The sequence below is a fragment of the Pseudoprimorskyibacter insulae genome (assembly GCF_900302505.1).
Taxonomy (GTDB): Bacteria; Pseudomonadota; Alphaproteobacteria; order Rhodobacterales; family Rhodobacteraceae; genus Pseudoprimorskyibacter; species Pseudoprimorskyibacter insulae.
In genome coordinates this window covers 84,911-107,372 of the sequence record NZ_OMOJ01000008.1, presented here as the reverse complement: position 1 = coordinate 107,372, position 22,462 = coordinate 84,911, and the positions used below count along the sequence as shown (strand labels likewise).

Genomic DNA, 22,462 nt, shown 5'->3' with positions numbered 1-22,462 from the left:
CGCCTGCTTCGTGCTCGGTCAGGATGCCGATGATCTGTTCGTCCGTGAATCTCGTTCGCTTCATTGTCCGTCCTCAAGTTGGATCGGACTCTAATCAACGGTGGAGGAAAAATCCCGTGGCAGGTCATGAGCCATGATTGGTTGTGATGATCGGCCAAGGGGGCGTAAGCAGTGGGTGTCACACCAAAGGTGAAACTTCGTCAAGTTCGATCTGAGAAACAGTGCCATCTATGATCCGATGAAACTGACCGATTGCATTTTTCGCTCTTTGGTCTTGGAGTTCCGCTGCACCTTTGTGACGCTCAAGGAGCGCGATCACTTCTTCCCACTGGCGCGCAGAGGAAAACATAGATGCTTTTTCGATGGTTTCACGGCTGTTTTGGGCTGTTTGCAGGCCGAGGCTGATTTCATCAAGCAATTGACCGACCAAGCCGTCAATCTGCTCAAGTGGTTCGGCGGTATCTTCAGGTATTGCTGCGAGTCTGTGACGGAGATGGATTTTCTCAGTTTGAAGGAATTGTGCCGTTTTGTGAAGTTGCGTCTCGAATTCTGTGTTGAGCTTTGACGCTGATAGACGGAGCGAGCCAACATGATGTGCTGCGCCCTGTTGCAGGCCAAGTACCTGTAAAAAGTAGCCGAAGAAATTAGACATTTTTTGATCTTACGTGCTGTGCAGAAATTATCACTATTGTCGGAATACAAAAACCATTTTTTTGGAGTTTGTTCTACGCGGTTTTAACCAGAACTAAACTGAAAGATCAATTGATTGAGATTGAACACTATTTGCACCATAGGTTGAAAATGGTGTATAATTTTGGGGTATGGTATTGAATTTAAGCGATAAAGTTATGCATTCGGGTGGTCGGGTATCATTGGGGCTCTACCGTGTGCCTTGCAATGCAAGGCACACGCGGTGTCCGGTAGGACACCGCCGAAAAGGCGGTTTCGATGGTTGATGTGATAGAGCCGCCGCGTGATGATTATAAGCTCCATTCCGCTCGCATGGCGACGGCGGAAGCTACACAGGATCAGGACGACTACAACAACGCTGTGTCCGGTGCGGATGTCGGACGCATACAGAGGCATGGCGTGCGTCAGGAAATTGACCCGATGACAGGGGAGAAGAAAGGTTCGGCGGCGGCGCGCCATGCGCGCACGTTGCAATGGCTTTTGGAAAATGATGTTGGGTATTCCACCGCGCATCGCGCTGCCACGCAGGCCATCACAGAGACATTCGAGCTTGCCGATGATATTTTGGAGCGCCTCATGCGGCAAAAGGCGGATATCGCGCTGGATATCAAAGAGGCATTGGACGACGCGCCAACTTTGCCCGATGGTCGCAAGGTTTTTCGTGATGCGAACGGGGAGGTTTATGACGAAAACGGTGAGCGCGTTGACAATGAAATCGCCGCGCATATTCAATGGATGGGCAACGAGCCGAGCTATGAGCACTATGTAGCTTTGCGCGAGAAGCAGACAAAAACCGAGGCTGCAATCCTTGATGTGAAACGCGCGGAGGCCGATCTTGGCGATTTGCAAAACGAGCTAAACCGCGAAGACCCGCCCGCCGCTATTAGTCGAGTGCAGGAAATTGAAGTTGAAGCGGAAGACATCCAGCAAAATTTACGAAATATAGAGGCAGCTTTAACCGCCGAAGTCAGCGCCTACGTCTCTAACAAGGACGTTCAGGTTGCAACAGACCACGATTTCACATCCACCGCACCGACTGGCCGACTCAAGATCGGCGGTTAGCTTTAACCAAACTCACCGCATGCATTTTCGACAACTGCCAAAATGACGGTGGTGGGATGATATCCGCCATATTGCCCCATAAAGTCGAGTATCTCGCCGTTGCGAGTGTTTGTTTTGTCTCCGAAATACCAATCATTTAAACACTGTGCTAACTCAGGCTTGGTTTGCGAGGCTATTGCGGCAGCCATCCCTACCGATGAAAATAGAAAGCTGTTTTGGGAAGGTTCGTCCCAGACCAAAAAATCTTTGGCGGTGAGTCCTTCCGCCACAGATTCCTGTGGGTAAATCATGTTCAACGCTATCGCGCCTATTGCCCCACACCACGTTGCTATGCTGTTCATAATCCATGGTTTTTTGTCATTCGCCGTCTTTACGGCATATGGAAACAGAGATAAATACAAACCCAAGGAATGCGGGGCTTTGCAAGCCTCGCTCTCCGCAGGTTGAGCCGAAAACAAGAGTGCGCGGAAAGGATCATTTTCGCACAAGCGCTAGCACCAAAGCCCGTCGCCATGGTTATATCCGTGTCTCCACTCGCGCGCAGGCCACAGATCGTCAAACCGAAGCCCTGCGCCTCGAATGCGATGCCCTACACATAGAGCATGTCTCCGCCGTTGCCGACGCACGTCCAGTCTTTGAAAAGGTCATGCGCTCCCTGCGCCCCGGCGACACATTCATTGTTCTGGATTTAGATCGGGCGTTCCGATCATCGGTCGACGCGATGCTCACAGCCGCTGATCTAAGAAACCGCAACGTCGCCTTCCGCATCCTGTCGTTACAAGTCGATACCACCACGCCGGAAGGAGAGTTGTTTTATACGCTGCTCGCTGCCTTCGCTCAGTTTGAGCGCCGCATTATTTCGCGCCGGACCCGCGAAGGGTTGGCCGCTGCAAGGAAGCGTGGCGCAAAGCTGGGCAGGCCTCGCATGCTGGATGAAGCACAAGTTTTAGCAGCCTATCTTGCGGTGGAATCCGGCGAACCCACACAAGCCGTTGCAACCGCATTCGGTGTCGCCCGCTCCACGCTGGAGCGCGCTTTTCATCAGCATGGATTAAATTACCCAGTCACCCGAAAAAAAAAGGAAAATTGCTATGAGTAAAACTATCTACGGTATTACCGAAGCCGAATTATTCCGTCTCAAATGCGCCTATTCGGCAGTTCGTGATCCGATCATTCGAGCTGAGTTCTTGCGCACGGTTGAAGCTTGGGCGCACGATCAATGGAATTGTTCGGGGAAACAGACGCAAAAGTAGACTGTTGCGAAGGCGCAGAGCATTCTAAGTTATGAGAAGTACGCTCGTGAGAGCGTCCCGTCGCTTTGCGCCTCTGCACAGCAATTCATGATATCTCACGGCATGCCATTTTACACCATGTTTAGTTTCAGTGTTCACCATGATAGCAACTTGTAGTAGATTTGTAATATGTCCGATTCCGCATACTTCCAAGTTGACCCGCAACTTGCCCGCCTTTTGGGCGAAACATACCGCTCAAGTGAACAGGCATTGAAAGAGTTGATCGACAATGCTTGGGATGCAGATGCAATTAGAGTAGATGTAAGCCTTCCAAAGCCTATGACCCAAGATGCGATCATCGTGCGCGACAACGGTATGGGCATGAATGAGGCACAAATTCGGTCTGAGTACCTTAAGATTGCGCGCGACAAACGCGCTGGCGGGAAGCAGGTTTCTTCGAAATTCAAGCGAAGGCTAAAAGGGCGCAAGGGTATCGGTAAATTTGCAGGTCTGACGGTGGCATCAAAAATGCTCCTGACGTCATGGCATGAGACTTCAACATGTCGTTTGGAGTTAGACAAAAAAATCCTTACGGAGCACAAAGGTGACCTTGAACGTGTGCCATTAAATTTTGAAGTCATTGCTGAGGCTTCTGAGAAAACAGGAACGCAAATTACGCTAACCGACTTGGATCAAAGCCTTAACTTCCCGAGGCCACACGAATTGAAACGCCTGCTTTTTCGTGAGTATGGCCGAAATCCTGAATTTCAAATTTTTGTAGATGGTGATAGCGTCGGGTTTCGCGATTTGCCTGGCCACTACGAAGACGCAACAGGGATTGCAGGTCCCGAAGGCGCGAAGCTGCGTTTCACCATCACAGATGAAAAGTCAAAAATGAAGGATCCAGGGATAAGCCTTCGCGTCGATGGCAAGATCGTGGGTCGACCATCGTATTTCGGTTTGGATGATGACCCGGAGATACCGCCTAAATTGCTGAAACAGGTCGCGGGCGAAGTCGAGATAGAAGAAGTTGCGGGTTTAGTCACTGCCGATTGGGGCGACTTGAACCAAAGTAGCAAAGTGTTGGAGCAGGTTGCTTCATTCGTCCGCGAAAAGGTTAAAGTGGCACTTTCGCAAACGCACTCAAAGCAAATTTCCGCGCAGAAGGCACGGCTCCAACGAAAAATCAAGCAGCGGCTTGAGAAACTTCCTGAAAACAGGAGAGCATCGGCCCAGCAAGCTATCGAGAAGATACTTGGCCGCTTCTATGGGGAGTCCGACGATAAGATTGCCGTGATTATCGACGTTGCGCTGGATGCTATGGAGTTGGACGGATATTGGGCGGTTCTCGATCAAATCAACAAAGCGTCAAACGGTGAGGTTCAAGACTTTGCAGATGCGCTTGACAGCTTCGGTTTGCTGGAACTCGCAAATATTGGATCACAAGCCCGTAACCGCGACATGTTTCTCACCCATCTTCACAGTCTTGCGCGCGATCAAAAGACTACGGAAGCAGCGATGCACACCGCACTTGAAAGGAACCTTTGGGTCTTCGGGATGGACAAAACGCTGATTGCGACAAACCAAACCTTCCGAAGGATCGTGTCTGACTATTTAGGTTCAAAATACAAAGGCAAGCGGGCAGATAAGCGGCCAGATCTTTTCCTCGGTGGTAGCATCTCAGGCCAGTATCTTTTGATTGAATTCAAACGACCCGACAAGGTGATCGGTAGAAAGGAAATCTCTCAGGCAGAAGACTACCGTGATGGTCTGCGACCATTACTTCCTTCTGATGCCAGAATTGACGTCATCATCATTGGCAAGAAGCGAAATCCTGAGGTCGCGTCGTTGGCAGAAGGTGTTGTTGTAGAGAGCTATGAAAGCCGGATTGCAAGTTCGCGCTCTGAAATTGACTGGATATTGAAACAACTGACAAGTTGACTGGGTAGCAGGTGAGCAATCGCACGATGACTGTCATGGCAGTCTTGGGTGAGATCGGAGTGCGTTACGCGACTACGTGTAATACACTTCGCCGAATGTGTTACAGAGCCTGTGGCGTATGTCCTTCATAGATAAGAGAACACGCAAGATGTGCGGCGTGTTACGCCGCATCTTGTACTGCGGGCGGCTCCGCCGTCCTCGGCAAAGGAGGCGTGCCGCCCCCTGTTGCATACCCCCTGCTGGCACTTGGATGATCCAGTTGAAATAGCGTTGGATGGCAGGTTATGCTCTCTACGGAATTTGAAAAAAGCAATTTTGAGGATTCACATGACACAGAGGTTGTCTAATTTGCTCGTTGGTTTAATTTCTGCCGCTTCGCTTTTAATCTACGCATTTGGCAAGAGTTTATCAGGCAAAACACTGAGTTTTCCTTTTTTTCCGGACACGCAACTAACAAGTGGCGTCGTCCTTGAAGTGTTCAGCATTACAATTGCGATATTAGGGGGGGCGCTAGTTCGCTTCGTTTCCATGTACCTTTTGAGAAAATATCGTGTTAGGAAGTTTGTAATGGGGGCAAAACATGTTGAAGGGCATTGGCTTCTTCATACGCGTCCGGGTGAGCATATTGGTAGCGATAACTCACTTTTTTATCCGGGTGTCGCGCTGATAAAGTACTCCATCGACAATCAAGAAACCGTGGTCGTGACGACAAGATTGACTGAAAGCCTTGGGACGTTCAGAACAATCTCTGAAGTAGCGCATCTCCGCACATCAGGTCCGATTGTTAGGTATTTGAATTTCTTTGACTTTAACGGCGAGAATTACCAAGGCAAGCGTGGATTCTCAAATGGTAAGTTTGTTCCAACCGATTTCTTTCGAGCGGCTCCCAGATATCTTGAAGCATCGATTTCCACGGAAGGAAGCGGAGAGACATTTCGCCAAGAGGGAATTAGGATACCCGACGGTAAAGCAAAGCGTTTCGAGCTAAAATATGGTGACGAATGGGTGAAAAAGTACCTCACTAGCGTGATTGCCAGTGATGTTGACTACAAATGGCTGCGGGAAAAAATCGAAGGTTCAACAGGTGTTGAAATAAAAGTAGACGATTTGTTTTCCACCAGCTCGGAAGGGAAAGCGTAGAAGAAAAGCCCTAGGGGTATTCGAAGTTGAGCAAGCTTCCTGCCGCGAGTGTTGCCATGTCTCTATTGCCGCTATTGAGGTGTGCAATAATTCTTCTTTCACCCTCTCGCTGTGCGTCTGAGTCAGTTGGAGCGGTTGAGAACTTGCGTACTAATTGTATGGATTCTATGTCAACTACCCCGGTCGGCGACCTGTGAATTGAGAATTGAAACTCTTCAAACAGTTCTAAACGTTGGCGTCTGTTTAGCTTATTGGGGTCTATTTTTGCGATATTATTCGTTTGCCAAGGATTTGAGTTTTGAAACTCTGTGAACAGCTTCAACCGCTTACTTGTATTTTTAAAGTACTCCAATAATTTGATCATATTCCATATATGCAATATAATTTGGCAATTTGTCAAACTTTTACGCGCGATCACCGCTCCAAGTTCGGCCCATCACGCGCTCTGTTGCGGCGTTTGGGGCGGGTGGTGCGGTTTTTGCGGTCTCGTATGAAGGCTTCTTTGGCGCGTTGGCGTTCGGCTTTTTTGGAGGCTTCTAGGGCGTTGAAGTCGTCGCGTAGTTCTTTGATGGTGTTTGCGCGTTTTTGTTGTGTGGCTTGGGCGCGGGATTGAGTTTGCGCCAATTGTTGCACTTGGCGAGCGGCTGCGGCTCGGCGTTCTTGTTCATCGCGTTGGAGGGCTTGTTCCTGAGCGCGGGCGTTATCTTCGAGCGTTTTGCGTCGCTGTCCAGTGATCCGGTCTATGAGGCCGCGCCAGCCTGTGCGGATTTTGGCGTTTCGGGCGATTTGTGCCTCACGCTCCCGCTTTTGTTGGGCTTGGTGCAATTGCGCTGCCTCCCGAACCTGACGGGCGCGGAGGCAGGATTGTTCTTCTTTTTGACGAGCTGCTTCTTCGGCTTTGTGGCGTTCTTCCTCACGGCGCAGTTCATCAAGGCGGGTTTGCACATCCTGCGCCGCCTCGTTTTGCGCGGTGGCGACATCGGGCAGGGTGGATAAATCGCCCAGACGGTCGCGCACCTGCTTCGCTTTGATGCCGACATAGCGGGAGACTGCGTAGGTCTCACCCTTATAATCGACTGCGATAGCGCCGCGCCGATCTCCGCGCGCCAGCACAAAGCCATGCGCCCGCAGGGCTTGCGCCAAGGCAGCGCGGCTATCGCTTACCGCCCAAGCATCTTGGAATATCTCTTTGGTTTTGGCGGGGTCACGTTCGGCGCGTTTGCATTGCTGCCATTCCGAAAGGGAGAAATTACGCGGATCACGTTCTTCATGCCGCACAAACCCTCGCGGCATCTGCCAGCCGTGATCACGGTATAGCTCTCTCGCCACGTCTTGCAGTTTGGAATGCGAAAACGAAAGCTGCACCGCCTTCATGTTCTCGATGTCGATCCGACACCATACGGCGTGCGCATGGCGGCGCGTTTGCCCATCCGCGCCTTTCTTCTCATGGAAAACAATGGCGCGGGGCTGGTTGGTCAGGCCAAGGGATTTTTCGACGCGGGCAACCGCATCCTCAAAATCTTCGGGCGAGGCGTCCGCATCTTTGGGCGGGTTCAACGACAAGGAAAACAAATGCTGTTTGCACTTTGTGCCGCGACTGATGGCATGGCTTTCTTGAAACGCGCCCAACAGATCATTTGCCGCAAAGCCGCGTATGTCATGCACGGTAACGCGCTCATTCTCATCCTTCAAAAGATGCCGCGCCAAGTCCCGCGCCCCGCCGCGTTGATTGCCAACGAGGATCATGGCACGCGCTCCGTTTTGAGGCCGAGCGCGATGATCAAATCCGCCCGCATCGCGGCGATATTGACGCAAGCCATTTTGATGGCGAGCGCGGTGGGCGCGTCGATTTGGACAACACCATTCTCTATCGCCCAATCCAATTGACCGAGATCATCGGCAAGGTTGCTGCGCCCGAGCAACCCCAGAACTCGCCCTAACGCCTCATAATCTTTCACCGGAAACTTGCCCCGTGTCTTGCGCGGTTTGGCATCCGCCCCAAACAAGCGTTCCCGCATATACGCGCTGCGCGACATGCCAGCGGAATCGTGGGCAAGCTGCGCTTTTTCCTCATCAGTCACACGCAGTGAAATTGTATGCGTTGCTTGTCGTTTGGCGGTTGCGGTCTCGGATGCGGGTTGTGGAACTTGCACAGGGGCAGGGGGCGTTGTTTGGGTTGAAAGCCCCTTTGCCACCCGCAAGAACGTATCCGTGATATTGTCCGGTAGCTTCTTCATGGCTTCGGCTCCGAAATATCAAAATCCACATCCCGAAGCTGTTCTTCCCAAGCCGACAGTGCCTCAAACACCGCATCGAGGTTATCCACATCACCGTAGTCCGAGGCGGAAAATGCCTTTGTCGAAGCAAATGATTTTGCTAGATTTGGATGCTCTTTGGAGTTCGAAACCCCTCCGTCTGAGCGCGCCATTTTCCATATCTTTGATTCCGCGTTTGCAGCTGGCAGAACCAGATTGCCGTTTCGGTCTGTTCCGAGTGCGGACAAAAGTACCTGTTTTTTTCATTTTGGGACAAATGTCTTCAAATGCAAGTCATTGGCAAACATGGCTTTTATGGTTGTGCGCGCATCGCTAGGAATCAACCGAAGATACAGGGGGATTCCAATGGATGCAGATCAACTCGAACTTTCACAACTTATGGTAACCAGCCAACTCCTCGAACGGCTCTCTCAGGGGGGGTATTCGCTGCGAATGCCGGCTGATTTCAGCGAAGTTCCGGCGCTGGTTGAGACGACGGGGCGTGAACGGCAGATGCCGATGATGGATGTCACACGGCATGATTTCACCCAAGGGACAGCATTTTGGTTGTTTCTGGAAAAGGACGGCGAAGTGATCGGCGGGGCCGCAGCACGGCTGGAGGATCTGGGTTCAGAGACATATCCAGCCTTTCTGTCGCGGATTGCCGTGTCCTACTATGGCGCGATACACGGACAATCCCCGGTAGAGAATGTGGCCCGCCCAGTGGTTGACCTGTTGAAGGGGCGGTTGGTCTATATTGGCGAATTGCAAATCAAGAAGGGCCATCAGGGGGATATGGCGGCGGTCAAGACATTCATGAAAATTCTGATGTCGATTGCCGCCAGCAAATGGCGGAATTTCGATGCGATGTATGCTTTTGTTTCCGAACGCCATCGGCTATTGGCCGTTGAATATGGGTTTACGGTACAGGTGAAAAACGCCATCCGCTGGCGCAACGATCCGCCTCCGGGGTGGGCAAATTCACACCGCATGGTTGTGTTGCGGCGCGTTGATTTTGAAAACGAGTTTTCCGGACGGCTGGATTAGGCAAGGGTTCTGGCAAACAGCAAGGTCAGCTCTTTGCCATTTTCATCAATCACAGGGGCAAGCACCCGGCGATAGCGCTTGTGGATGTTTCGCCCCGCGATCGAGACATCAATCGTGATGTCCTCAACCCGGTAAGGCACGGACCGGGCCTCAACATGGGCCTTCATCGTGCTTGAAATGATTTTGTGATCAAAGCGCCCGACCTTGTCGACAAAGTCATCGACGCTGTGGATGTCGAAGGTCACGCTGGCCAAACTGAACCGGCCAAGGCGTTCGGGTTGAAGCGTGCGGTCTTCGGGGCGGATGGGGCGATATAGATCGACGTGGTCCTTGATCGGCTCAAAGTTATCCAAGCGGCCGCCATTGACCTGAAGCCAATTCAACAACGTATCCGTGTCTAAGTGCTGGCCGTTTTGTCGAGCCTTTTCACGCGCTCTGAAAAGGGCGGATTCGACGATTTGTTCAGCCGTTTCCATGATCAAATCTGGGGATGAATCCTGAACTGCGGAACAGGCCAGAGAATCCGATAGGAAATGTTCCATCGGAAAGCGTAAGGCCTGTGAGATGGTGAAAAGCTCTCGGGCGGTGAATTCGACGCCCTTATTGATTTTCCCGTTTATGGTCTTGTAGTTGAGCCCGGTTTTTAAACAGACTTGACGCAAGCTCGTATTGCGGATTGCGCAGGCTTCTAAAAGCAGGTCCTTCATGGGGCATCCATTGGAGGTGAAAAATATGTCTCTATCTGGCGACACGCTAGCTTTTACCGTTGAGCGATACAACCCTTGCGTGATTAGTTGTTGGTAAGTGCTCGGGGGCCTGTAACTATGTCGTTGTTTTATAAAGACAAGCTGTCAAATCGCGATATCGACCTTCTTGAGGAAGAGATCACTCATATGTGGTTGCGGGCTGTTCTTGAGTCGCCTCCTGGGCTTCAAGAAGCCCTTCTGCGTAGGCCTGCATGCGCACACGCAAATGCGGTGGTAAGCTCGTGTAGAGACGCATTATCTCAATTGGGCCTGACAGTTCCGGGTTGCCAAGGAACTGGTCCAAAGTAACCCCGAAAAAGGCGGCGATCCGTGCGGCGTCTTCCACGTTGGTCGTGGCCGCGTCGCGGGCGACCAGTTTTCGAAGCTGGGGCAAGGATACCCCGCTGCCCCGTGCAACCTCTGGCAGCTTGATTTTATCGTCCGCCAAACGGGCAAGAAGGGCTTCGCGGAAGGTCTTTTGGGCCATTGGCAGAGTCCGATTTTGGTAAAATTGAGCGGATGTTTACAATTGTCTATTTTTTCAATGTGGACAATAGTCGTTTGTGTGTCTTGAGGGGGCTGTTTGCGACAGTGCCTGCAAATGTGGCGGTGTTCACGGCTGTTGGTTCGCGGTAAGACGGGCGAAACCCACCGCAGGATGGCCCATGACCCCCGACGCCCGCATTGCCGCCGCTATTGAAATTCTTGACGACATGGGCCGTGGCAAAGCCGCTGAGCCAGCGCTGTCGCAATGGGCGCGCGGCCATCGATTTGCTGGTTCCAAGGACCGTGCCGCCATTCGGGACATCGTGTTTGACGCCCTGCGCAAGCGCCGCAGTGCTGCCGCATCAGGCGGGGGCGAGTCTGGCCGGGCTTTGCTTCAAGGTTGGGTTCGGCTTGATGGGCAAGACCCCGATGCCATCTTCACCGGGCAAGGCTTTGCGCCGGCTCCGGTTTCGGAAAGTGAGCGTGCAGCGTGGGGCGATCCTTCCGGGCGGGATATGATGGACCTGCCGGACTGGCTGGCGGACCGGTTTGCGGCATCGCTGGGCGATGAGGTCGAACAGGTCTGCGCCGTTCAACGGGACCGTGCGCCGGTGTTCCTGCGGGTGAACGCGCTTTTGTCGGATATGGGCAAGGCGCAGGCGGCTTTGGCGGCGGAAGGGATTGAGACCCGCGCTTGCGAAACCGCGCCGAACGCGCTGGAAGTTCTGGAAAACGCACGGCGTGTGTCCGGGTCTGCCGCTTATCGGGATGGTCTGGTTGAGGTGCAAGACGCAGCCAGTCAGGCGGTGATTTCGGCCTTACCCTTGGCGCATGGCCTGCGGGTTCTGGACTATTGCGCGGGCGGCGGTGGCAAGGCGTTGGCGATGGCCGCCGATCTGCGCGGGCCGGTCGATGTGCATGACGTGGATCAGCGCCGCATGGCCGACATCCCCGACCGGGCGCAACGGGCTGGGGCGCAGCTGATCCCGGTCAAAGCGCCGAAAGGCCCCTATGACCTGATCCTATGCGATGCGCCGTGCAGTGGTGCAGGCACGTGGCGCCGTGCGCCTGAGGCGAAATGGGCGCTGACGCCTGAACGACTGGCCGATCTAAACCGCATTCAACGGCAGATCCTGGACACCTGTGCGCCGATGGTCGCTGCGGGCGGCGTGCTGGCCTATGCCACATGTTCGGTGTTGGATGAAGAAAACGCCGATCAAGTCACGGCGTTCTTGGCCGATCATCCTGATTTCACGCTGGAACGGCAAGACCGCCACTTGCCCGGGCCTGACGGCGACGGGCTGTTCGTGGCGGTCCTGCGTAAGGCTTAAAGGCGCTCTTTCACGGCGGCGACAACGGCGTCTGCCGTGATGCCGAAATGCTTGAACAGATCGGTTTCCGCACCCGACGCGCCAAAACCGGTCATGCCGATGAACGCGCCGTCTTCGCCGATGTAGCGATCCCAGCCAAAGCGCACGGCGGCTTCGATCCCGACGCGCACGGTGCCACGGCCCACAACACTGTCGCGATAGGCTTTGTCCTGCTGCTCAAATAGCTCCCAGCTGGGCATGGAAACCACAGCGGTTGCGATGCCCTCGTCCTCAAGCGCCTTTTGCGCGTCCAGCGCGATGGCGACTTCCGATCCGGTGGCCAAAAGCGTGGCCTTGCGCGGGCCTGACGCGTCAGACAGCACGTAGGCCCCAAGGGCGGCACGGTTTTCCACCTCATAGCCAGTGCGCACCGGCGGCAGCGGCTGGCGCGAGCAGATGATGTTCGTCGGGCCGTTCTTGCGGCTTAGGGCAATCTCCCATGCTTCGGCCATTTCCGTACCGTCGGCAGGGCGCAGCGTGACCATGTTGGGATAGGCGCGCAGGCTGGCCAGATACTCCACCGGCTGGTGGGTCGGGCCGTTCTTGCCGATGCCGATCGAGTCATGGCTGAAGACGAACACGCCTGGAATGCCCATCAGCGCGGCCATGCGCAGGGTGTGGCGCATATAATCCGAGAACACGAGGAAAGTCGTCCCGACCGAGACAACGCCGCCATGGGTCGTCATGCCATTCATTATGGCGCCCATTGCAAATTCGCGCACGCCGTAATGTATATAGCGGCCCGAGCGGTCGTCGGCGGTAAACGGTGCCAATTGGCGTTTGTGCTGAGTGGCGGCCTCAAGATCCGGCGCGCCCGAGATCAATTCGGGGATGGCGTCGGCCATACCGGCCAGCACTTCGCCCGAAGCACGGATACCGGCGCGGGCTTCGCCATCGGCCATACGTTGCTTGACCGAATGGATCGCGACCTCCCAGCCTTCAGGCAGATCGCCCGCGATGCGGCGGTTGAACTCGGCGCGCTTGGCCTCGGGCAGGGCGGCAAGGCGCGCTTCCCAGGCCTGACGCTCGGCTGCGCCGCGCTGGCCCGCAAGGTGCCAATTGTCATAGATCGCTTGCGGGATCTCAAATGCCGGATGCGGCCAGTTCAGATTGGCGCGGGCGGCGTCGGTATCCTCGACAAAGATCTTGCCGCCATGGGCCGCGCGATCATTCTGGATGCGCGGAATGCCAAAGCCGATGAAGGTTCGGCAGGCAATCATAGAGGGGCGCGGATCGGCCTTGGCGGCCTCAATCGCGGCAGCCACGGCCAGCGCGTCATGCCCATCCACGGATTGCACATGCCAGCCGTTGTTTTCAAAACGCACGCATTGATCTTCGGTCACGGCCTGATCGGTGGGGCCGTCATCGGTCATGCGGTTGTCGTCCCACAGATAGACCAGCTTGCCCAACTTCAGATGCCCCGCGATGGCGATGGCCTCGGCCGCGATACCCTCCATCAAGCAGCCGTCGCCGGTATAGGCATAGGTGTGGTGATCGACGATATCGTCACCGAATTCGGCATTCAGGATCTGCTCGGCAATGGCCATGCCCACGGCGTTGGTGATGCCCTGACCCAGTGGGCCGGTGGTGGTTTCGATCCCGGCCTCGATGTCAAATTCGGGGTGCCCCGCAGTGTGCGAGCCCAATACGCGGAAGCTTTTGACCTGCTCAAGGTCGATCTTGTCATAGCCCGCAAGGTGCAGCATCGCATACAGCAGCATCGAGCCATGGCCCGCTGAATGCACAAAACGGTCGCGGTCGGGCCAGTTTGGCACCTTGGGGTCAAATTTCATCTGCTGGCTGACAAGGCCCGTCACGATATCGGCCCCGCCCAAAGGCGTGCCCGGATGGCCATCGGCGGCGCGTACAATCGCATCCATCGCCAAAAAGCGGATGGCATGCCCCATCTGGCGCAAGTCTTCTGCGGTCAGTTGCGATGTCGCGGTCATATCTGCGCTCTCCTGTTCGTGCATCCAGCGATTGGTGGGTAGCCCGAGCGGTAGCCCAATCACAATTTCGGAATTGTGAAGGATCGTTAAGGAAATCTAAACTGTTCTTGAATTTACAGTAAGCAGACGATCGAGGTTGGTGTATCCTTAGGGTTGTGCGTTTGGAAGGGTTTCTTTTAAATGGAGAATCTCAGGTGCCTCGACTGGAGATGACCATGCAGAAAGACATTGGCGGCAGCATTTTTCGATGGCGGCAGACGGTGGCTGTATCGGTGCTTCTGATCCTGATCGGCAGCTATCTTGTGCTGGCGATGGACGGTGCAGGCACAATAGGTTTGGCTGGCATTGCTTTGGCGGCATGTTTCTTCGCCTTGGCGTTTTTCCCAATTGTTTGGGATTTTTTACACTTAAGGGCGGGTAGACAGGCGCTTATGCTGGCCCATAACTCCGACGCGGCGCATTGGATCACCGATTCCCGCCTGCGGATCAAGGCGGGCAATACAGCGGCCCACCGGTTTGGCGGCGATGCCCAGTCGCTCGTCGATGCTTTGGGGATGGTCTATGCGGATGCCGCCCATGTTCTGGACGTGCTACAGCAGGACGAAACCGGCGATGGCGCAACCAGTTTCGAACGGATCACCCCAATGGGCCGGTCCCGCCTGACGCTGTATCGTATCGGTTGGGGCGGGCGGTATTGGCGTCTGGAGACCGATTATTTACCCGAGCCTGCGCGGGTGTCCGAAGGCGCGGTGCCGACGATTTTGTTTGACCGAAAGGGGCGTCTGCTTGGGGCCAATGCCGCGGCACGGGCCTTGCCGGAATTTGGCGAAACCGGTGGTGCGCTGATTGATCAGTTGTTGGCGCAACAGGGCGTGGCGCAAATCGAGGGGATCAACGTGATCTGGCTCCCTGCGCCTGCGGGGATGCAGCAGGTGGCCTTGGTGCCAAGCGCATCGCCCGCGTCGCAAGGCGGCGGGATTGAGGATATGCCGCTGGCGCTGTTGCGGGTGGATCTGGATGGCGAAATTCTTGAGGCCAATCATACCGCGCGGACGCTGCTGGGCGTCGATCAGACAGAGGGGCTGCGCCTCAATGCGGTGATGCAAGGCATGGGGCGTTCGGTGACCGAATGGCTGGCCTCGGCGGCCAATGACCCGCGTGCCAGCAGTTCAGAATTCGCCCGGCTGTCCCGCAAAGATCGTGAAATCATCGTACACATCACTCTGACCCGGATCAAACGCGATGGGGGGACAGGCTATTTCGCGGTGTTGAATGACGCGACAGAACTGAAGACCCTTGAGGCGCAGTTTGTGCAGGGGCAGAAGATGCAGGCTATCGGCCAATTGGCCGGGGGCGTCGCGCATGACTTCAACAATCTTTTGACTGCGATTTCAGGGCATTGCGACCTGTTGTTGCTGCGCCATGATCAGGGCGATCCAGACTATGGAGATCTCATCCAGATCCATCAGAACGCGAACCGCGCCGCCGCTTTGGTCGGGCAACTTCTGGCCTTTTCGCGCAAACAGACCTTGCAGACCGAATTGATTGACCTGCGCTATACCATGTCCGACCTTACGCATCTGATGAACCGCCTTGTTGGAGAAAAGGTCACGCTCACCTTCGATCAGCAACCGATGTTGCCGCGCATTCGGGCGGACAAACGTCAGTTGGAACAGGTGATGATGAACCTGGTCGTGAATGCTCGGGATGCCATGCCCGATGGGGGTAACATTACGATCAAGACGGATGAGCTTGTTTTAAAAGAAGAACTGCATCGCGACAATGCGACCGTCCCGCCGGGAAAATACGTCCGATTGCAAGTGTCCGACGAAGGCTGCGGGATTGCGCCCAGCAAGTTGACCCAGATTTTTGAACCCTTCTACACGACCAAGCGCACGGGCGAAGGCACGGGGCTTGGACTGTCGATGGTTTACGGCATCGTCAAGCAAAGCGGCGGCTTTATCTTTGTCGATAGCAAACTGGACCAAGGCACTGTTTTCACGCTGTTAATGCCCGCTCAGATCCGCAGCGACGCCCCCGAAAAACCGCAGGCACCACCGCAGGTCGCGCCCAGTCCGGACGGGCCGCAATCGGGCACTGTTCTGCTGGTTGAGGATGAGGCCCCTGTGCGCGCCTTTGCCTCGCGTGCGCTGCGCCTAAGGGGGCATTCGGTAATTGAGGCCGATTCAGCCGAAGCCGCGATGCAGCTGATGGAGGATGCGGGGTTACATGTTGATGTCGTGGTCACCGATGTTGTCATGCCCGGCATGGACGGGCCGACTTGGGTGCGTCTTGCCCGCGAAGCCCGGCCCAATCTGAAGGTCATTTTCGTTTCGGGCTATGCCGAGGATGTGTTCAACGCGACCGACGGGGATGTGCCCAATTCGGTGTTCCTGCCCAAGCCGTTTTCGCTTCAGGAATTGACCGAAACCGTTCAGGCGCAATTGGGTTAAAGCGCCCCTTTGGCACTGCGCCAGATAGTGAATTCATCGGGGCAGGTCTGCGCCAACAGATCCCGCGTTGCCCCGGTTAGTTCCAGCGGCATCGAGGGCGATACATTGACCTGCGGCAAGGTGATCTTGGTCTGAAGGCGGTCTTCCAAGAACCCAAGGATCTTGGGCTGATCTTCATACTGAAACAGATGGCTGACCTTGGTGCCATTTGGGCGCGGCTCCACGAACTTGGCTTGACTGCCGACATTGGCGAAAGCGGGCCTTTGATCCATGCAATAGGCCCGCACGAATTCATCAAATGTGACCGATTTGGTCGAGCCGGGCTTGCCATCCAGAAACGGGCGTTGGCGATACCTGTACCAACTGCCCAGCCAGCTGACCGGTTCGCGCACCACGGCCATCATATCCATATGATCCGCGCCGACCTTTTCCAGCATGGGCCGGAAGAATCGATTATAGCGATAAACTGGCGCGTGCTTCAGTTCTGGCGGATCCTGCACGATCAGCCCTGCGCGATCTGCCAGCGCCTTGGCATAGGCCGATGTTCCGGTTTTCGGCACCGCTAGCATGACCAGACGTTCTTTCCAAAAGATTATCAAAGCAGAGCCTTTCTGTCGAATGCAGCCGTAAATTGCAGGTCGGGCTTAATCTATCCTTAACGATCTGCCTCAACACTCGTGAAATGAAAAGTTTCACTTGAAATGTTCTTGTTTTGGTCTCATATGGGTGAGAACAAGAGGCGAACAAAAGCAGCAATTGCCGCCCGTGCGCGGCTGTGGAATAAGGAGCCAGACCATGGCAACGGCGGATCTTTTGACGATGGATACCAAGAAGAACGCGGACCGGCAGAAGGCTCTGGACAGCGCGCTGTCGCAGATCGAACGCCAGTTCGGCAAAGGCTCGATCATGAAACTTGGCGGTGAAAACGCCATGAAGGATATCGAAGCGACCTCGACCGGCTCTCTGGGTTTGGACATTGCGCTTGGCATCGGCGGCCTGCCCAAGGGCCGGATCATCGAAATTTATGGGCCAGAAAGCTCTGGTAAGACCACGCTGACGCTGCATTGCATCGCCGAAGAACAGAAAAAAGGCGGCATCTGCGCCTTTGTGGACGCCGAACACGCGCTTGATCCGGGCTATGCGAAAAAGCTGGGTGTGAACCTGGATGAGCTGCTGATCTCGCAGCCTGACACAGGGGAACAGGCGCTGGAAATCACCGATACGCTGGTGCGCTCGGGCGCCGTTAGCTTGGTCGTCGTCGATTCGGTTGCGGCTCTGACGCCGAAATCCGAACTTGAAGGCGATATGGGCGACAGCAGTGTGGGCGTTCATGCCCGCTTGATGAGCCAGGCGATGCGCAAACTGACCGGCTCGATCGCGCGCAGCAATTGCATGGTGATCTTCATCAACCAGATTCGCATGAAGATCGGCGTGATGTTCGGCAGCCCCGAAACCACCACCGGCGGCAACGCGCTTAAATTCTACAGCTCGGTGCGTCTGGATATTCGCCGCATTGGCGCGATTAAGGACCGCGACGAAGTGGTTGGCAACCAGACCCGCGTCAAAGTCGTCAAGAACAAGGTGGCCCCGCCGTTCAAACAGGTGGAATTCGACATCATGTATGGCGAAGGCATTTCCAAGATGGGCGAATTGCTGGATCTGGGCGTAAAGGCCGGTGTGGTCGATAAGTCCGGCGCGTGGTTCAGCTATGGCGATGAACGGATCGGGCAGGGGCGTGAGAACGCCAAGAACTTCCTGCGCGAAAACACCCGCATGGCGCTGGAGATCGAGGATAAGATCCGCGCGGCGCATGGGCTTGATTTTCATATGCCCGATGACGACGGCTCGGAAGAGATTTTGGACGATTGATCCAAATCCGCTTTGGACACAGGACAAGGCATCCTTCGGGGTGCCTTGTTGCGTTTTGGGCGCCCTTGTTATGGACACCGCACCATCGCAGGGATAAACCTGCCGGGACCGCCGAAACTTAAGGCCAGAGACCGCTTATGCCGACGTTGAATGATATCCGCTCGACCTTCTTGGGTTACTTTGAAAAGCAAGGCCATCAGGTCGTGCCCTCAAGCCCGTTGGTTCCCCGCAATGACCCGACCCTGATGTTCGCAAACTCGGGCATGGTTCAGTTCAAGAACCTGTTCACCGGGGTTGAGACGCGCGACTACAAGCGCGCCACCACCGCGCAGAAATGTGTCCGCGCAGGCGGCAAGCACAACGACTTGGACAACGTCGGGTATACCGCGCGTCACCATACGTTTTTTGAAATGCTGGGCAACTTCAGCTTTGGCGATTACTTCAAGACTGAGGCGATCCCTTTTGCGTGGGAATTGATCACCAAGGACTTCGGCATTCCGAAGGACAAGCTGTACACCACCGTCTATCACACCGATGACGAAGCCTTTGAGATGTGGAAGAAAATCGGTGTTCCGGAAAGCCGGATCATCCGCATCGCCACCTCTGACAACTTCTGGCAGATGGGGCCGACCGGTCCTTGCGGCCCCTGCACCGAGATCTTCTATGATCACGGCGAAAAATTCTGGGGTGGCCCTCCGGGATCGCCCGAAGAAGACGGTGACCGGTTCATCGAGATCTGGAACATAGTCTTCATGCAGAACGAACAGTTCGAAGATGGCTCGATGCGGGCGCTGGACATGCAGTCCATCGACACCGGCATGGGCATTGAACGTGTGGCGGCGCTGCTGCAAGGCACGAATGACAACTACGCCACCGACTTGATGCGCAGCCTGATTGAGGCCAGCGCCGATGCCACCAGCAGTGACCCGGATGGCCCCGGCAAAACGCATCACCGCGTGATCGCCGACCACCTGCGGTCGACCTCGTTCCTGATTGCCGATGGTGTGATGCCGTCGAATGATGGGCGCGGCTATGTTCTGCGCCGGATTATGCGCCGTGCGATGCGCCATGCGCACCTGCTGGGCGCACAAGATCCGCTGATGCACCGTTTGGTTCCGGCGCTTGTCCGTCAGATGGGCGCGGCTTACCCGGAACTGGCGCAGGCCCAATCGCTGATTCAGGAAACACTGAAGCTGGAAGAAACCCGGTTCAAGCAAACGCTGGATCGCGGGCTGAAGCTGCTGGACGACGAATTGGCCGATCTGCCGGACGGGAAGAACCTGCCGGGCGAGGCGGCGTTCAAGCTCTATGACACCTACGGTTTCCCGCTGGACCTGACGCAGGATGCGCTGCGTGAAAAGGGCCGCGCGGTCGATACCGACGGGTTTGATGCCGCGATGGCCGAACAGAAGGCCAAGGCGCGTGCCGCTTGGGCCGGTACGGGCGAGGCGGCGGATGCCACGGTTTGGTTCGACATTGCCGATAAGCACGGTGCGACCGATTTTCTTGGCTATGACACCGAAATCGCCGAAGGCCAGATCATCGCCATCGTCCGGGACGGCACCGCGATTGATCGCCTGAACGAAGGCGAAAGCGGCTGGGTGGTGATGAACCAGACACCGTTCTATGCGGAATCAGGTGGTCAGGTGGGCGACACCGGCTATCTGCGCCGCCTTGAGGACGAAGATCATCAGGCCCGCGTGACCGACACGCAAAAAATGGCCGGTGGCGGCGTCTTTGCCCATAACATCACCGTGGAACGCGGCACCTTCACCAAGGGTGAGCCGGTCGCGCTTGAGGTTGATCATGGCCGCCGTGGTGCGATCCGCGCCAACCACTCGGCCACGCACCTGCTGCACGAAGCGCTGCGCAATGCGCTTGGCGATCACGTGGCGCAGCGCGGCTCGCTCAATGCACCGGACCGTCTGCGCTTTGACTTCAGCCACGGTAAGGCCCTGAGTGCCGACGAGTTGCGCAAGGTTGAGGATGAGGTGAACACCTACATCCGTCAGAACACCGCTGTGGACACCCGGATCATGACGCCCGACGATGCCCGCGCCATTGGTGCACAGGCGCTGTTCGGTGAAAAATACGGGGATGAGGTGCGCGTCGTGTCGATGGGCCGCGCCGATACGGGCAAAGGCTCGGACGGTAAGACCTATTCGCTTGAACTCTGCGGCGGTACGCATGTCAAACAGACCGGCGATATCGGTGCCTTTGTTCTGCTGGGCGATAGCGCATCTTCGGCCGGTGTTCGCCGGATCGAAGCGCTGACCGGCGAAGGCGCGCAGCGATACGTTGCCGATAGCATGGCCGTTCTGGGGGCTGCACTGCTAGAGCTGAAGGCCAAGCCGGATGAGCTGGTCGCGCGGATCAAGGGCGAGATGTCAAAAGTCAAGGAACTGACCAACGAAGTTGGCCAGCTGCGCCGCGATCTGGCCATGGCTGGCGGTGCCGGGCAGGGCGGCGGTGCCGAAGCCAAAGACGTAAATGGCGTGAAGTTCCTGGCACAGGTACTGACCGGCGTGTCGGGCAAAGACCTGCCGCCGCTGATTGATGAACATAAGTCGCGCATCGGGTCGGGTGCGGTTCTGCTCATCGCTGACACGGGCGGCAAGGCGGCTGTGGCGGCTGGCGTGACCTCGGATCTGGTGGGCTCTGTGTCGGCTGTGGATCTGGTTAAGGCGGCTGTGGCCGAACTGGGCGGCAAGGGCGGCGGTGGCCGTCCTGACATGGCCCAGGGCGGCGGCCAAAGCGCCGAGAACGCTCAAGGCGCGATCGCGGCGGCTGAGGCAGTGCTGAACGGCTAATCAATCGGGGCGCGGGCAACTGCGCCCCTTTGTTCTTTTGGAAAGGAAGACCCATGCATGCACTTTGGATTGCGCATGTCATCGTCAATGATGCCGAAGCTTACGGCAAATACGCGGCATTGGCTGGCCCGGCGATTGCCGAACATGGCGGCAAGTTTCTGGCCCGTGGTGGGCGCTATGTCCAACTGGAAGGCAAGGACCGCCCGCGCAATGTGGTCGCCCAATTCCCCAGCGTTGAGGCGGCGGAAGCCTGCTATCATTCCGACGCGTATCAAGCGGCCCTGTCTCACGCAAAAGGCGCAGCTGACCGCGATCTGGTGATTGTTGAGTTGACCGACTAAGCGGCGATTGGCCGGTCGGTTTGACCATGAATTGCTTTTGCCCGCATTCAGTTTCAAGCTGAGTGCGGGCTTTTGATTCGCTATAATGGCGATTGTAAGTTTCTGTTTTGCCGACAATTTAAAAAAAGTATCGGATTGTTACCGAAATCGAAACGTATCAGAATGATCCGTTTCACCCAAAATGCGGCAAAACTATGGCCTCTGGGCCACAGATCGCGTGTCAGACCGTGAAAATTTCGCGAAAATCCCGAATTTGAGCGTCAAGGTCCGGAATTACCCTCGCTTGGATCGAAAGATATTCGCTAGTCTTTCCCCACCAAAGTTTTTTCACCTGGGAGAAATATCATGAAAAAGTTGCTCATTGGCGCCGCACTGGTCGCATCGTCCTTCGCCGCACCGGCATTTGCTTGGGAAGGTCAAGTCGTGGCTTGCTACGACAAAGTGTGGGTTCCCGCAAAATATGACTATAGCAAAAAACTGATCATGGCCGCCCACAGCGAGTGGGAACACAATAAGAAGGGCCAAATGGTCAAGGTTTATTACCCTGCGGTCTACAAGCAGTCCAAGCACCTGAAAGAAGCCGGCCACTACGTAGCGGTTCAGGCGCCTTGCAAGTAAGGCCTGCTGTTTAGCACATCAAAGGCGCGGCAATTTCGGCCGCGCCTTTTTTGTTGCTAAAATCGTCTGAAAAACACAGAGCCAACCCATTTGTGCCAAAATCCCAAACGATGCTAACCGTCATTATCGCATGGACCGGAGAACGAAATGCGCAAGGCAGTTGTATCGAGCATCGCTATTTTGGCGCTATCCACCCCGGCTTGGGCCGCACGGGATCCGCATGAAAGGCTGATTGCCTGCTATGAGGAAAAGATGATGCCCGCCACCTATGAGGTGGAAAAGCGTCTGATTTCGCCTCCGATCCGAAAATACGTGCGCCGCAATGGGCGGATCGAACTGGTGGAAGACCCCGCGATTTACCGCGAACTCCGCCATGAGATCGAACCGGCCTACAAGCTGCTCGTGGAAATTCCCTGCGATTGACCCCCAAAGAAAAACCCCGGCGCTGAGGCC

23 protein-coding genes are annotated in these 22,462 nt (G+C 55.6%); 13 read left to right on the top strand and 10 right to left on the bottom strand.

Features of this window, described 5'->3' with window-relative positions; all coding sequences use genetic code 11:
* Positions 1–178 precede the first annotated feature (178 nt).
* On the bottom strand, positions 179–652 hold the full coding sequence (locus PRI8871_RS15730; protein WP_108887199.1) for a hypothetical protein: 474 nt from the start codon (positions 650–652) through the stop codon (positions 179–181).
* 296 nt (positions 653–948) lie between these two features.
* Between PRI8871_RS15730 and PRI8871_RS15725 the strand changes: the two genes are divergently transcribed.
* Complete coding sequence (locus tag PRI8871_RS15725) at positions 949–1,752, top strand: hypothetical protein (RefSeq protein ID WP_108887198.1); 804 nt, start codon at positions 949–951, stop codon at positions 1,750–1,752.
* A gap of 2 nt (positions 1,753–1,754) precedes the next feature.
* Here the strand turns inward: PRI8871_RS15725 and PRI8871_RS15720 are convergent, their stop codons facing one another.
* Positions 1,755–2,093: a hypothetical protein gene (locus PRI8871_RS15720; RefSeq protein ID WP_108887197.1), complete on the bottom strand. Its 339-nt coding sequence runs from the start codon at positions 2,091–2,093 to the stop codon at positions 1,755–1,757.
* 38 nt (positions 2,094–2,131) lie between these two features.
* Between PRI8871_RS15720 and PRI8871_RS15715 the strand changes: the two genes are divergently transcribed.
* The 4 genes from PRI8871_RS15715 (at position 2,132) to PRI8871_RS15705 (ending at position 6,065) form a co-directional block, all read left to right on the top strand.
* On the top strand, positions 2,132–2,851 hold the full coding sequence (locus tag PRI8871_RS15715; protein ID WP_108887196.1) for a recombinase family protein: 720 nt from the start codon (positions 2,132–2,134) through the stop codon (positions 2,849–2,851).
* Entirely contained in the window at positions 2,844–3,005 is a 162-nt protein-coding gene (locus PRI8871_RS19680) for a hypothetical protein (RefSeq protein ID WP_181389491.1), read from the top strand. Before PRI8871_RS15715 ends, PRI8871_RS19680 begins: the two co-directional genes overlap by 8 nt.
* Before the next feature lie 168 nt (positions 3,006–3,173).
* Complete coding sequence (locus tag PRI8871_RS15710) at positions 3,174–4,925, top strand: ATP-binding protein (RefSeq protein WP_108887195.1); 1,752 nt, start codon at positions 3,174–3,176, stop codon at positions 4,923–4,925.
* A 327-nt stretch (positions 4,926–5,252) separates the two neighbouring features.
* Positions 5,253–6,065, top strand: a complete 813-nt coding sequence (locus PRI8871_RS15705; protein ID WP_108887194.1) for a hypothetical protein — start codon at positions 5,253–5,255, stop codon at positions 6,063–6,065.
* 10 nt (positions 6,066–6,075) lie between these two features.
* Here PRI8871_RS15705 and PRI8871_RS19675 read toward each other — a convergent pair whose 3' ends face one another.
* From PRI8871_RS19675 to PRI8871_RS15690, 4 genes are read right to left on the bottom strand one after another with little or no spacing between them, the layout of a single operon-like run.
* The gene (locus PRI8871_RS19675; protein ID WP_181389490.1) at positions 6,076–6,429 is read right to left on the bottom strand and encodes a hypothetical protein; all 354 of its coding nucleotides are present in this window, start codon (positions 6,427–6,429) and stop codon (positions 6,076–6,078) included.
* 50 nt (positions 6,430–6,479) lie between these two features.
* Positions 6,480–7,811 (bottom strand): relaxase/mobilization nuclease domain-containing protein, encoded by a 1,332-nt coding sequence (locus tag PRI8871_RS15700; RefSeq protein WP_108887193.1) that lies wholly within the window; start codon positions 7,809–7,811, stop codon positions 6,480–6,482.
* Positions 7,808–8,302, bottom strand: a complete 495-nt coding sequence (locus PRI8871_RS20235) for a plasmid mobilization protein (protein ID WP_370742131.1) — start codon at positions 8,300–8,302, stop codon at positions 7,808–7,810. Before PRI8871_RS20235 ends, PRI8871_RS15700 begins: the two co-directional genes overlap by 4 nt.
* Positions 8,299–8,568, bottom strand: a complete 270-nt coding sequence (locus tag PRI8871_RS15690) for a hypothetical protein (protein WP_219929032.1) — start codon at positions 8,566–8,568, stop codon at positions 8,299–8,301. The genes PRI8871_RS20235 and PRI8871_RS15690 overlap by 4 nt, the downstream gene beginning before the upstream one ends.
* A 118-nt stretch (positions 8,569–8,686) precedes the next feature.
* Here PRI8871_RS15690 and PRI8871_RS15685 point away from each other — a divergent pair, with 118 nt between their 5' ends.
* Positions 8,687–9,367 carry a hypothetical protein gene (locus PRI8871_RS15685; protein WP_146188697.1) on the top strand — a complete coding sequence of 227 codons (681 nt, stop codon included), beginning with the start codon at positions 8,687–8,689 and terminating at the stop codon, positions 9,365–9,367.
* Here the strand turns inward: PRI8871_RS15685 and PRI8871_RS15680 are convergent.
* Both PRI8871_RS15680 and PRI8871_RS15675 read right to left on the bottom strand, forming a co-directional pair.
* Positions 9,364–10,074 carry a hypothetical protein gene (locus PRI8871_RS15680; protein WP_146188696.1) on the bottom strand — a complete coding sequence of 237 codons (711 nt, stop codon included), beginning with the start codon at positions 10,072–10,074 and terminating at the stop codon, positions 9,364–9,366. The genes PRI8871_RS15685 and PRI8871_RS15680 overlap by 4 nt on opposite strands.
* A gap of 178 nt (positions 10,075–10,252) precedes the next feature.
* Positions 10,253–10,600: a helix-turn-helix domain-containing protein gene (locus PRI8871_RS15675; RefSeq protein WP_108887189.1), complete on the bottom strand. Its 348-nt coding sequence runs from the start codon at positions 10,598–10,600 to the stop codon at positions 10,253–10,255.
* A 178-nt stretch (positions 10,601–10,778) separates the two neighbouring features.
* On the opposite strand from PRI8871_RS15675, the gene PRI8871_RS15670 reads away from it, so the two are divergent.
* Positions 10,779–11,930, top strand: a complete 1,152-nt coding sequence (locus tag PRI8871_RS15670) for an RsmB/NOP family class I SAM-dependent RNA methyltransferase (protein ID WP_108887188.1) — start codon at positions 10,779–10,781, stop codon at positions 11,928–11,930.
* Here PRI8871_RS15670 and tkt read toward each other — a convergent pair.
* Positions 11,927–13,918, bottom strand: a complete 1,992-nt coding sequence (gene tkt, locus PRI8871_RS15665) for a transketolase (protein WP_108887187.1) — start codon at positions 13,916–13,918, stop codon at positions 11,927–11,929. The two genes, PRI8871_RS15670 and tkt, sit on opposite strands and share 4 nt — an antisense overlap.
* 215 nt (positions 13,919–14,133) lie before the next feature.
* Here tkt and PRI8871_RS15660 point away from each other — a divergent pair, with 215 nt between their 5' ends.
* Positions 14,134–16,371 (top strand): ATP-binding protein, encoded by a 2,238-nt coding sequence (locus tag PRI8871_RS15660; RefSeq protein WP_245897885.1) that lies wholly within the window; start codon positions 14,134–14,136, stop codon positions 16,369–16,371.
* Here the strand turns inward: PRI8871_RS15660 and PRI8871_RS15655 are convergent.
* Positions 16,368–16,970, bottom strand: coding sequence for a sulfotransferase family protein (locus PRI8871_RS15655; protein WP_108887186.1), 603 nt, complete (start codon positions 16,968–16,970; stop codon positions 16,368–16,370). The two genes, PRI8871_RS15660 and PRI8871_RS15655, sit on opposite strands and share 4 nt — an antisense overlap.
* A gap of 196 nt (positions 16,971–17,166) precedes the next feature.
* On the opposite strand from PRI8871_RS15655, the gene recA reads away from it, so the two are divergent.
* The 5 genes from recA (at position 17,167) to PRI8871_RS15630 (ending at position 22,432) form a co-directional block, all read left to right on the top strand.
* A complete protein-coding gene (gene recA / locus PRI8871_RS15650) occupies positions 17,167–18,240 on the top strand; it encodes a recombinase RecA (protein WP_108887185.1) in 1,074 nt (357 codons plus the stop codon).
* Positions 18,241–18,377: 137 nt separating this feature from the next.
* The gene (alaS, locus tag PRI8871_RS15645) at positions 18,378–21,050 is read left to right on the top strand and encodes an alanine--tRNA ligase (RefSeq protein WP_108887184.1); all 2,673 of its coding nucleotides are present in this window, start codon (positions 18,378–18,380) and stop codon (positions 21,048–21,050) included.
* 53 nt (positions 21,051–21,103) lie between these two features.
* The gene (locus PRI8871_RS15640; protein ID WP_108887183.1) at positions 21,104–21,391 is read left to right on the top strand and encodes a DUF1330 domain-containing protein; all 288 of its coding nucleotides are present in this window, start codon (positions 21,104–21,106) and stop codon (positions 21,389–21,391) included.
* A gap of 345 nt (positions 21,392–21,736) precedes the next feature.
* Entirely contained in the window at positions 21,737–22,009 is a 273-nt protein-coding gene (locus tag PRI8871_RS15635) for a hypothetical protein (RefSeq protein WP_108887182.1), read from the top strand.
* A 147-nt stretch (positions 22,010–22,156) separates the two neighbouring features.
* The gene (locus tag PRI8871_RS15630; protein ID WP_108887181.1) at positions 22,157–22,432 is read left to right on the top strand and encodes a hypothetical protein; all 276 of its coding nucleotides are present in this window, start codon (positions 22,157–22,159) and stop codon (positions 22,430–22,432) included.
* Positions 22,433–22,462: the final 30 nt, after the last annotated feature.